The organism is Flavobacterium johnsoniae UW101 (assembly GCF_000016645.1).
GTDB lineage: Bacteria > Bacteroidota > Bacteroidia > Flavobacteriales > Flavobacteriaceae > Flavobacterium > Flavobacterium johnsoniae.
This window is the reverse complement of the sequence record NC_009441.1, coordinates 1,250,479-1,261,760: the sequence shown is the minus strand read 5'-3', so window position 1 is coordinate 1,261,760 and position 11,282 is coordinate 1,250,479. Positions and strand designations below refer to the sequence as shown.

Sequence of the window (11,282 nt, the reverse complement as noted above, 5' to 3'; positions counted from 1 at the left end):
ATATTTACATAAGTGTAAAAGTTACATTAATAAATTATGAAACAATTTAGGAAGTTTATATCTTTACCAATAAATTATTGAATATGTTAAACAGTTATAGCTCTGCCGATAAGGTTTTACTAGCGGTAGATTGTATTATTTTCGGATTCGACAGTGAAGGCCTAAAGATACTTTTAATTAAAAGGGATTTTGAACCTGAAAAGGGGAAATGGTCTTTGATTGGAGGTTTTTTAAAACGTGACGAAGTTTTAGATGATGCTGCTATTAGAATTTTAAATACATATACCGGTCTTAACGACATTTATATGGAGCAGTTATATGCTTACAGTGAAATTGATCGTGACCCGGTAGAAAGAACTATTTCGGTTTCGTATTTTGCTTTAATTAATATTGAAAACCACAATACAGAATTAATTAGAAATTATCATGCAGAATGGTTCCCTATTAACGATGCTCCAAACCTAATTTTTGACCACAACGAAATGGTCGATAATGCAATTAAAAGACTTCGATACAAAACTTCGATAAAACCTATTGGGTTCGAACTGCTTCCGGAAAAATTCACTATGCGCCAGCTTTTAGAATTATACGAAGCTATTTTAAGCAAAGAATTAGATAAAAGAAATTTCATCAGTAAAATAAATTCTCTTGAAATTCTAAATAAGCTTGAAGAAAAAGATATGCAGTCGTCTAGAAAAGGATCTTACCTCTATACTTTTAATAAAGAAAAATATGAAGAGAAACTTTTAAATAATTTTTCTCTTAACTTATAAAAAAACAAAACCCTGAAATCCACAACTTTCAGGGTTTTTTCTTCAATAAAACTACTATTAAAAAAAATAAACAAAATTATTATCTTTTAACCTTGTTGAAGCAATCATTATGAACACTAATCGCTGTAACAATAATAAGTGTAAAATTTACATTTGCAAATGTAAGCAAAATAAACATTCAAAAGCAAGAAATAACATCTTTATTTTTTTAATTAATAAATAAAAGATTTTTTAAACAAAAACCGATTTGCTTGTGATATAGTTAGTTTGTAAGCAAAATTCTTTATCAATTCTTTACAAAGAGTTTCGCATTATCAATGAAGACTTATTTTCTATTTGTTCTTTTTTATTTTTTAAAACCATCTCTGCCAGAATTTTTCCCATTGCTTCAAAATGAGTTGAAATAGTTGTAATTCCGTTTGCAGCAATTTTTTTCAGCGGTGTTTCATTATAGGATATAATTCCAAAATCAGATCCGAGTTTCAAATTCTGATCGCGGGCGTTTTCAATTACCCTAACCAAATCACGATCATTAGGTATTATGTATAAATCTCCGGCAGTAATTTCTCTGTTCGTAAATTCAGTTATAATTTCAGATTCAAAATTATATTCGGTACAAAAATCTTCAAAGCCCAATTTCATTCCAAGCGGTTCACGAAATCCAGGAAAAATTAAAATCAGTTTTTTGTATTTGCTTAATCTTTGATTTCCTTTTTGCAATCCTTCAAAAATATCTTTTTGATGGTTTTGGTAAATGGCAGGATAAGCTTTAAGATCTGGATTAGTTTGATCAAGAATAATAACATCACCTACTGGTAGGGTTTTTATTGAAGAAACAATATCCTGCAGATTTGTAGGCATCAGGATATACTTAGTATAATTTCCGTTGCTGTCGTTTAACAGCTTTTGAAAAACCTGACTGTTAAAATGATGAAAGAAAATATCTACCTGAACATTTTTGCCAATATTATTTAAAAAGGAATTATAAATATCTTCTTTAAAAATATTCAACTCATCAAAAAGTAAAAAAATCTTCTGCTTTATAGTGATTTCAACGCTTTTAACGTAATATCCTTTTCCTGGAATGGCATAAATGATACCTCTTTTTTTTAGTTCATCATATGCCAGTAAAACGGTATCGCGAGACAATGAAAAAGCCAGACAGACTTTGTTTACTGACGGAAGGCGGTCGCCTTTGATCAATTTTTCTTCTTCGATAGCTTTTTCTATTGAAAGAATAATCTGCTTATATTTTGGCAGGCCAATGTTATTTTGGATCGAAATGATATTCATCTGTAAATAGAATTTTGTGCAATATACAAAAACTGGTAGGTACTGGTATGTAAAAACAAAGAATGTTTCTATTTTTGAATTTTCACTTTTGGTAAAATTTGTATGGAAATAAAACATAAATCGCATTTAAAGGAAACTTCTAATTCTAAATCTTTTGGTTTCATGCCAGATAACCGAGAAATTCACTCTTTTGAATTATCGAATAAAAAGGGAATGAAGGTTACGATTATAAATTATGGAGCAACCATAACTTCATTAGAAATTCCAACTTCTGAAGGAAAAATTGTTGATGTAGTGTTAGGGTTCGACTCTCTTTCTTCGTATTTAGAATCGTATTATCTGCCAAGTGCGCCTTATTTCGGTACAACTGTAGGACGTTATGCAGGACGAATCCATAATGGGACTTTTACTTTAAATGGAACAAAATACGAATTAACCAAAAACAATAACGGAAACTCACTTCATGGCGGTAATATAGGTTTTGGAAGAAAAGTGTGGAATGTTACAAATCAAAACTCAGGTGAAAATCCGTCGATAACTTTTAGTCTGTTAAGTGAAAATCTGGACGAAAATTATCCGGGAGAATTACACATTGATTTGACCTATACACTTACAGAAGAGAATGAATTGAAATTAGATTATAAAGCTGTTTCTACAGAAGACACTATTATAAATTTAACGCATCACAGTTATTTTAACCTTGACGGACACAATACAAGTGTTTTGGATCAAAAGGTTTTTGTTAATGCAGATAAAATGCTGGAAACGAATCATGAGAATATTCCAACTGGAAATTTTACAGCGCTTACAAATCATGATTTTGATTTTAGAGCAGAAAAAAAATGTCCGGCTTCTATAGATAATTCGTTTGTTATAAACCAGACAGATACAGTTGCAGCAACGTTATTGAGCTCAAAAAATAATTTAAAAATGAGTGTTTTTACGAATCAGCCGAGTGTACATATATATGTAGGCGGAAACTGTTTTGATGTTTTGAAAGGAAAAAACGATGCTGTTTACCATAAAACAAGCGGTATTTGTTTTGAAACTCAAAATTTTCCAGATGCCCCAAATCAGGCACATTTTCCTGATTCAGTTTTAAAGAAAGGCAGAGAATATATTCAGGAAACCGTTTATAAATTCGAAAATATCAACTAAAACCAACCAATTACAATTATAATGAATGATATTTTAATACAAAATACTACTGCTTTTTTTGAAAAGTCTTTTGGTTCTAAACCAGAAAAAGTGGTGCTTTCTCCAGGAAGAATCAACATTATTGGAGAACATATTGACTACAACGACGGATTTGTTCTGCCGGCTGCAATCGACAAAGTAATTTGTTTTGCATTTGAAAAAAACAATTCAAAAAAATCAAAAATATTCGCAATTGATTTAAATGAAGATTTTGAAATAGATTTAACCGAAGAAGTAAAACTAAGCGATACTGTCTGGACAAATTATATTCGCGGCGTTATTAAACAATTACAAGACAAGGGATTTATTTTTGAAGGATTTAATTGTGTTTTTAGCAGCAATATTCCGGTTGGTTCCGGTTTATCATCTTCGGCAGCTTTAGAATGCGGCATGATCTTCGGAATTAAACAGCTTTTTGATTTAAAAATTGGAAAAGTTGACATAGCATTATTAGGACAAAAAGCAGAACACTGGGTAGGGATTAACTGCGGTATAATGGATCAGTTTTCGAGTGTTCACGGTATCGAAAACAAAGTAATAAAATTAGACTGCAATACTTTGGATTTTGAATATCATAATGCTGATTTTAAAGATTATGCACTTATTTTATTTGACAGCAATGTTAAACACTCTCTTTTTACATCTGAATACAACACGCGCAGAATAGAGTGCGAACAGGGATTAGCCGTTATTAAAGAGAGTTTTCCTGAAGTTAAAAGTTTTAGAGACTGCTCTGAAGAACAGCTTTTAAGTATACAGGATAAAATGAATCCAACAGTTTTTAAAAGAGTTCATTTTGTTGTAAAAGAAATTAACCGTGTTATAAGAGCGTGCGAAGCTCTCGACAACGGCGATATAGAACTTTTAGGACAATTGCTTTTTGAAACTCATTATGGTTTATCTCAGGAATATGAGGTTAGCTGTGCTGAATTAGACATGCTTGTAGACACTGCAAAAGCAGATAAAAATATCATTGGTTCTCGTGTTATGGGAGGCGGTTTTGGCGGCTGCACCATAAATTTAATTAAAAAAGGTCATGAAAATGAGGTAAAACGTAAGTTTTCGAATCTTTATTTAGATACATTTGGGATTGAATTAAAATTTTATGACGTAAAAGTCTCAAACGGAACAACATTACTTTAATACCAACCAACCAATGAAAAATTTTGACATTAACGAAGATCCACACAGACGTTTTAATCCTTTAATTAATGAATGGGTTTTGGTTTCACCTCATCGTGCAAAACGCCCTTGGCAGGGACAAAATGAGGTGATTTCTGCCGAAACACTTCCAAAACATGATCCAGACTGTTATTTATGCCCAGGAAATGTTCGTGCAAACGGAGTAAATAATCCGGCATACAAAAACAGTTTTGTGTTCGACAATGATTTTGCCGCTTTAAAACAAGACGAAATCATTTTTGAGGAAGATATTAAACATACTTTTTTTAAGGCAGAACCTGAACAGGGAATTTCAAGAGTGGTATGTTTTTCACCAAGACATGATTTAACTCTTCCGGAAATGGAAGTTTCTGATATCGAAAACATTGTTAAAACATGGCAGAAAGAATACGCAGAATTAGGAAGCATTAAATATATTAATCACGTTCAGATTTTTGAAAATAAAGGAAGTGTTATGGGATGCAGCAACCCGCATCCGCATGGACAGATCTGGGCACAGTCATCGCTGCCAACTCAGGTTGAAAAAACACACAACAGCTTAAAATCATATTACGAAAAAAACAAAAGAACATTATTAGAAGATTATGTTCAGGCCGAATTGAGAGTAGGAAGCCGTATTGTAATCGAAAATGATCACTTTGTGGCATTAGTTCCGTTTTGGGCAATCTGGCCTTACGAAACGATGATTGTAAGCAAAAGAGCCATCAGCAAAATCACTGATTTTAATGCTGAAGAAGTGACCGCTTACGCGAAAATTTTAAAGCAGTTAACTATCAAATACGATAATTTATTCAGTACTTCATTTCCGTATTCATCAGGAATTCATCAGGCTCCAACAGATGGTCTGGATCATCCTGAATGGCATTTCCACATGCATTTTTACCCGCCATTGCTTCGCTCGGCAACCGTAAAAAAATTCATGGTTGGATATGAAATGATGGGAGAATCTCAAAGAGATATTACACCGGAAAAAAGTGCCGAAATTATAAGACAGCAGTCCGATATTCATTATAAAAACGAAGTTAATATCCGCTAAATAATTAAATATGAAATCGTCAAATTTAAAATTTAACATAATAATCCTTCTATAAATGTAAATAACACATTTACAATGGTTGTTTTTTAAGTTTTTATTTTAAATTTGGCTTTTGTTCTTGTTTTGATAAAAAAATAACAAAATAAAAACACATATTTCATTTTTAACAAGATTACACAACACAATAAACATTTTATAACTTTTAAAACAACAATCACCTATACTAATTATCTAAAATACTATTACCAATGAAGTCAAACCTCGCTCTCGCAGATTATGCGGTTTTTATTATTTATTTCATAGTAGTTTCTGTCTACGGTTACACGGTTTACCGAAAACGTAAACAAGACGAACAAGATGCTAAAGCTTATTTTCTTGCAGAAGGAAATTTAACCTGGTGGGCGATTGGAGCATCATTAATTGCCTCAAACATTTCTGCAGAACAATTTATTGGAATGAGCGGCGAAGGTTTCTTTTTAGGAATAGCGGTTGCGGCTTATGAGTGGCTTGCGGCTATTGCTTTAATTATTGTAGCTGTTTGGTTTATTCCTGTATATCTTAAAAATAAGATTTACACTATGCCTCAGTTCTTAAAAACACGTTATAATGAATCGACTGCTTTGATTATGGCTGTTTTCTGGTTGTTTTTATATGTTTTTGTTAACTTAACTTCTATTCTATATTTAGGTGCGGTTGCAATTAACGGTCTTGCCGGCGGTGAATATCTCCATATCATTATGATTGGTCTTGCCGTTTTTGCTTTGTTTATCTCTCTTGGAGGAATGAAGGTTGTAGCTTATACTGATGTTATTCAGGTAGCTGTACTTATTATTGGAGGTTTAGTAACTTCTTATATTGCTTTAACAACAGTGGGTCAATATTTTGGAGTGGGCGAAAATGCAATCGCTGGTTTCAAAGTTTTAATGAAAGAAGCTCCTGAGCATTTTAAAATGATTATCCCTAAACCAACTGCATCTTCTTCTCAGCTGGAAATAGACAAATATTTAACTTTCCCTGGATTATTATCGTACGCGGCAGGTATCTGGATTATCAATTTAAACTACTGGGGATGTAACCAATACATTACTCAAAGAGCACTTGGAGCAGATTTACAAACAGCTCGTACCGGAATTTTATTTGCTGGTATGCTAAAATTATTAATGCCGCTTATCGTAATGCTTCCTGGTATTGCTGCTTATGTTTTATATACAAACGGACATTTACCTCAATTAGTGGGTGGAAAAGATGGTGCATATTCTGCTGTATTGACTTTCCTTCCTACTGGATTAAAAGGACTTTCGGTTGCAGCTTTAACTGCCGCAATTGTAGCTTCGCTGGCTGGAAAAGTAAACAGTATTTCGACTATTTATACTTTAGATATTCATAAAAAATACATTCAAAAAGAAGCTGGTGAAAAACAACAGGTAAACATTGGAAGACTTGCTGTTTTTGCAGCAATGCTTTTAGCTGTTTTATTTACATGGAATGATATTTTAGGAATTGGCGGTGTTGGTGGTTTCACTTACATTCAAAAATACACAGGATTTATCAGCCCGGGAGTTTTTGCTATGTTCTTCCTTGGTATGTTCTGGAAAAGAACAACCGGAGCAGCAGCTATCGTGGGTGTAATTTTAGGTTTCGTTTTATCTGTTTTATTCAACGAATATGCGCCTGCTTTATTTGGAAACGATACGCTTTTATATACAGCTTACCCTAACGGAAAAGGAGCTTTTGAAATTCCATTCCATATCTGTATGGGATTGTCATTCTTCTTTACAATGTTAGTAATGATCTTAATGAGTTTTGCTGGTCCAAAAGTAAACCCTAAAGCATTCGAAACAGAACCGGGAATGTTTAAAGTTAAACCGCAAACAACGGTTTTAATCGTTATTACAATGTTGATTATTATTGCATTATACGTTAAGTTCTGGTAACAGAATTTCAATATAAATTTCAAAAAGAGGATCCAGATTTGGATCCTCTTTTTGTTTGCACAATAAATTTTTTAATTAATTGTTTTAACTACTTTTAACCCGAAAAAAAACTAACCTTTAATCAAACCAAAAAAATGAAAAAACTAATTCTTGCCGTATTTCTTATTTCTGGCGCTGCATTTGCTCAGGACATAAATGTTGTTCAGGGAAATTTTGCCTTTTTAAAAGATCAGAAAGAAATCAATACCGAATTTGATTACAGCGGCTTTACTATGATGAAAGAAAAAAAATCGGAAGCACAGTATGTTCAGGAGCACAAAGCCGATTTAGATCAAAAAGCAAAAGGAAACGGAAACATCTGGGAGAAAAAATGGATCGCTGCAAAAGATCAGATCTGGACTCCTAAATTTTTAGAAATTGCCAATATCGTATTAACTAAAGAGAAAAAAGATTTAAACTTTCAGGAAGGTTTAAATACTCCTTACACCTTAATTGTAAAAGCTGTATGGATTTATCCGGGCTGGGATGCAGGAATTATGAAACAGCCTGCAAAAGTAACTACCAATTTAAAATTTGTTGAAACCGCTAATAAATCAAATGTTTTATTAGAAATTACAAGTGAAGAAGCACCTGGAGATCAATGGGGAAGCAACTTTAGCAACGAAACCAGAATTGGTGAAGGATTCGCTAAAACCGCAAAAACAATGTCTAAATTGATTGCAAAAAAAGCGTATAAATAAAAACATATATATTCCGTTAGGAATATCTCGTCGGTAGAAAAAAATATTATCGTTTTGCATTATGTCCTGTAGGGACATCTGATTTACGGAAATAATATACATATCCATAAATCAAACGTTCCTACGGAACGTATAACCGTAATTCAAATTTCATTCTACTACCAACGAAACATTCCTACGGAATGAATCTCGAAATAAAAATTATTCTTTTAATAGAAAAAGCCCTAATTATTCAGGGCTTTGTTCTTTTTGCATATTTAGTAAATATGCCATATTGGCTATTACGTGATCGTGTTTCTTGACAAACGAATTTTCTTCATTCCAGACATACCCTGCTAAAACAGCGCATATTTTTTCTTTTACGTCTGGATTTTCCGGCTGATGGAAAAACAACGTTTGCAGATTTCCTGTATACCACTCCTGTACATAAGTTGTGAAAACTGCGATACCTCGTTTCATATACTGTGTAAACTCAACTTCCCAGTCAACAGGAATTCCCTGTGATTCTTTTAAATATAATTTTGCCGCAAGCATTCCAGATTCAGTTGCAAAAGCTACACCAGATGAAAAAACCGGATCTAAAAACTCAGAACTGTTTCCGGTTAAAGCAAAACCGTCACCGTACATTCTTTTTACCGCTCTTGAGTAGTTTTCTAATTTAACCGGTTCAAACAGAAATTCTGTTCCGGCAAATCTTTTAATATAATAATCCGATTTTTGAATTGCATTTTTCAAAGCCTCGGCATTGTCTTTATTTTCAGAAAGAGAATTGATAAAATCTGTTGGTCCAACCACACCTAAACTCGTGTTTCCATTAGAAAACGGAATTACCCAAAGCCAAACTTCAGTTTCCAGGATATCAAATGAAATTTGAGTTCCTTCTTCCCCTTCTTCTCTATTAATATCTTTTACGTGCGTAAAAATAGAAGAATGCGGATCTAATTTCGAAGGTGTATCTAAATCTAAAAGTCTTGGCAGTACACGTCCATAACCGCTTGAGTCGATAATAAAATTGGCGTGAATTTCTTTTAGATTTCCATCTTTATCTTTTACGATTGTTTTTGATTTTTTTCCTTCAAAAGAAACTTCAAGAACTTCGGTTTCAAATTCCAGATCAACACCTTTTCTAACGACTTCCTGAGCCATTGTATTGTCAAAATCTGCACGAGGAACCTGCCAGGTCCAGTCCCAGCCTTCGCCAAATTTTTTGCTGAAATCAAAAACACAAATTTCTTCACCTCTAATGAAACGGGCTCCCAATTTTTTTTCAAAATTCATTGCATCTAGAGCCTCAAACAATTCTGCCTCAGCAAAATGATCCATTACTCTCGGAATTAAGCTTTCGCCAACAACGAGTCTCGGGAACTTTTGTTTTTCTACAACTTTTACCTTAACATTATTTTTATGAAGATACGATGCTGATACGCATCCGGACGGTCCGGCGCCTATTACTAAAACATCTACAAACTCCTTTGTCATAATAAGAATATTATCAATTATTAACCTACATTTGCCATCATCAAAATAACTACATTTATTTTGATAAATAAAATTAAATTAGCACAATCAAAACCGATTTAATGAATACAATTAACGAATATTTAAGTTTAGAAGAATTTGAGGCCATAATCTTTGGAAATCAAAAAGTTACAATTAGCGACGTTGTCGTAAACCGAGTTAATGAAAGTTTCAATTTCTTAAAAGAATTCTCTGGGAATAAAGTAATTTACGGCGTAAACACTGGTTTTGGACCAATGGCGCAGTATAGAATTAAAGAGTCTGATCAAATTCAGCTTCAATATAATTTAATTAGAAGCCACTCTTCGGGAACCGGAAAGCCATTAAGCCCGGTTTGTGCTAAAGCAGCAATTTTAGCTCGTTTAAACACTCTTTCATTAGGAAATTCAGGCGTTCACCCGTCAGTAATCAACCTAATGTCTGAGCTTATCAATAAAGATATTACCCCTTTAATCTTCGAACACGGAGGCGTTGGTGCCAGCGGTGACTTAGTACAGCTGTCACATTTAGCTTTAGTGTTAATTGGCGAAGGTGAAGTTTTTTATAAAGGTGAAAGAAGACCAACTCCTGAAGTTTTTGAAATTGAAGGTTTAAAACCAATTCAGGTAGAAATTAGAGAAGGTCTGGCATTAATTAACGGAACTTCAGTAATGACTGGAATTGGAGTTGTAAATGTTTATCATGCTAAAAAATTATTAGACTGGTCATTAAAATCTTCTTGTGCAATTAACGAATTGGTTCAGGCTTATGACGATCATTTCTCAGCAGAACTAAACCAGACTAAACGTCATAAAGGACAGCAGGAAATTGCGTTGAAAATGCGTCAAAATCTTTCAGACAGTACTTTAATCCGTAAAAGAGAAGATCATTTATATTCTGGTGAAAATACCGAAGAAATCTTCAAAGAAAAAGTTCAGGAATATTATTCATTAAGATGCGTTCCTCAAATTTTAGGACCGGTTTTAGAAACTATTAATAATGTAGCTTCTATTCTGGAAGACGAATTTAACTCGGCAAACGATAACCCAATTATCGATGTAAAAAACCAGCATGTTTACCACGGCGGAAATTTCCACGGAGATTATATTTCGCTTGAAATGGATAAACTAAAAATTGTTATTACCAAATTAACAATGCTGGCAGAACGTCAGTTGAACTATTTATTAAATTCAAAAATCAACGAATTACTTCCTCCGTTTGTAAACTTAGGAACATTAGGATTTAATTTCGGAATGCAGGGTGTTCAGTTTACAGCAACATCTACAACGGCAGAAAGTCAAATGCTGTCGAACCCAATGTATGTTCACAGTATTCCAAACAACAACGACAATCAGGATATCGTAAGTATGGGAACTAACTCGGCAGTAATTACCTCAAAAGTAATCGAAAATGCTTTTGAAGTTCTGGCTATCGAAATGATTACTATCGTTCAGGCAATTGATTATTTAGGACAAAAAGACAAAATTTCATCTGTTTCTAAAAAATGGTACGATGAAATTAGAAATATAATTCCAACATTTAAGGAAGATCAGGTAATGTATCCTTTCGTTCAAAAAGTAAAAGATCATTTGATCAACAATTAAAAATTGATATACCAATACGCCCCAAA

9 protein-coding genes are annotated in these 11,282 nt (G+C 33.1%); 7 read left to right on the top strand and 2 right to left on the bottom strand.

The window, feature by feature from the left end; genetic code table 11:
- Window positions 1-83 precede the first annotated feature (83 nt).
- Complete coding sequence (locus FJOH_RS05810; protein WP_012023202.1) at window positions 84-773, top strand: NUDIX hydrolase; 690 nt, start codon at window positions 84-86, stop codon at window positions 771-773.
- Between the two features lie 294 nt (window positions 774-1,067).
- Here FJOH_RS05810 and FJOH_RS05805 read toward each other — a convergent pair whose 3' ends face one another.
- Window positions 1,068-2,066 (bottom strand): GntR family transcriptional regulator, encoded by a 999-nt coding sequence (locus FJOH_RS05805; RefSeq protein WP_012023201.1) that lies wholly within the window; start codon window positions 2,064-2,066, stop codon window positions 1,068-1,070.
- Between the two features lie 102 nt (window positions 2,067-2,168).
- Here FJOH_RS05805 and FJOH_RS05800 point away from each other — a divergent pair, with 102 nt between their 5' ends.
- The 5 genes from FJOH_RS05800 to FJOH_RS05780 all read left to right on the top strand — a co-directional run bounded on the left by FJOH_RS05800 (window position 2,169) and on the right by FJOH_RS05780 (window position 8,155).
- A complete protein-coding gene (locus tag FJOH_RS05800; protein ID WP_012023200.1) occupies window positions 2,169-3,224 on the top strand; it encodes an aldose epimerase family protein in 1,056 nt (351 codons plus the stop codon).
- A gap of 21 nt (window positions 3,225-3,245) precedes the next feature.
- A complete protein-coding gene (gene galK, locus FJOH_RS05795; RefSeq protein ID WP_012023199.1) occupies window positions 3,246-4,406 on the top strand; it encodes a galactokinase in 1,161 nt (386 codons plus the stop codon).
- 13 nt (window positions 4,407-4,419) lie between these two features.
- The gene (locus FJOH_RS05790) at window positions 4,420-5,481 is read left to right on the top strand and encodes a UDP-glucose--hexose-1-phosphate uridylyltransferase (RefSeq protein WP_012023198.1); all 1,062 of its coding nucleotides are present in this window, start codon (window positions 4,420-4,422) and stop codon (window positions 5,479-5,481) included.
- A 248-nt stretch (window positions 5,482-5,729) separates the two neighbouring features.
- Window positions 5,730-7,415, top strand: coding sequence for a sodium/sugar symporter (locus FJOH_RS05785; RefSeq protein WP_012023197.1), 1,686 nt, complete (start codon window positions 5,730-5,732; stop codon window positions 7,413-7,415).
- Between the two features lie 134 nt (window positions 7,416-7,549).
- A complete protein-coding gene (locus tag FJOH_RS05780; protein WP_012023196.1) occupies window positions 7,550-8,155 on the top strand; it encodes a hypothetical protein in 606 nt (201 codons plus the stop codon).
- Window positions 8,156-8,383: 228 nt separating this feature from the next.
- Here the strand turns inward: FJOH_RS05780 and FJOH_RS05775 are convergent, their stop codons facing one another.
- Window positions 8,384-9,634 carry an NAD(P)/FAD-dependent oxidoreductase gene (locus FJOH_RS05775; protein WP_012023195.1) on the bottom strand — a complete coding sequence of 417 codons (1,251 nt, stop codon included), beginning with the start codon at window positions 9,632-9,634 and terminating at the stop codon, window positions 8,384-8,386.
- Between the two features lie 101 nt (window positions 9,635-9,735).
- Here FJOH_RS05775 and FJOH_RS05770 point away from each other — a divergent pair, with 101 nt between their 5' ends.
- The gene (locus FJOH_RS05770; RefSeq protein ID WP_012023194.1) at window positions 9,736-11,256 is read left to right on the top strand and encodes an HAL/PAL/TAL family ammonia-lyase; all 1,521 of its coding nucleotides are present in this window, start codon (window positions 9,736-9,738) and stop codon (window positions 11,254-11,256) included.
- Window positions 11,257-11,282: the final 26 nt, after the last annotated feature.

What these genes read in the sequence shown, in the direction of transcription:
- FJOH_RS05810 (WP_012023202.1), top strand. Translation starts at nt 84, where the DNA reads ATGTTAAACAGTTATAGCTCTGCCGATAAGGTTTTACTAGCGGTAGAT.
- FJOH_RS05805 (WP_012023201.1), bottom strand. Translation starts at nt 2,066, where the DNA reads ATGAATATCATTTCGATCCAAAATAACATTGGCCTGCCAAAATATAAG.
- FJOH_RS05800 (WP_012023200.1), top strand. Translation starts at nt 2,169, where the DNA reads ATGGAAATAAAACATAAATCGCATTTAAAGGAAACTTCTAATTCTAAA.
- galK (WP_012023199.1), top strand. Translation starts at nt 3,246, where the DNA reads ATGAATGATATTTTAATACAAAATACTACTGCTTTTTTTGAAAAGTCT.
- FJOH_RS05790 (WP_012023198.1), top strand. Translation starts at nt 4,420, where the DNA reads ATGAAAAATTTTGACATTAACGAAGATCCACACAGACGTTTTAATCCT.
- FJOH_RS05785 (WP_012023197.1), top strand. Translation starts at nt 5,730, where the DNA reads ATGAAGTCAAACCTCGCTCTCGCAGATTATGCGGTTTTTATTATTTAT.
- FJOH_RS05780 (WP_012023196.1), top strand. Translation starts at nt 7,550, where the DNA reads ATGAAAAAACTAATTCTTGCCGTATTTCTTATTTCTGGCGCTGCATTT.
- FJOH_RS05775 (WP_012023195.1), bottom strand. Translation starts at nt 9,634, where the DNA reads ATGACAAAGGAGTTTGTAGATGTTTTAGTAATAGGCGCCGGACCGTCC.
- FJOH_RS05770 (WP_012023194.1), top strand. Translation starts at nt 9,736, where the DNA reads ATGAATACAATTAACGAATATTTAAGTTTAGAAGAATTTGAGGCCATA.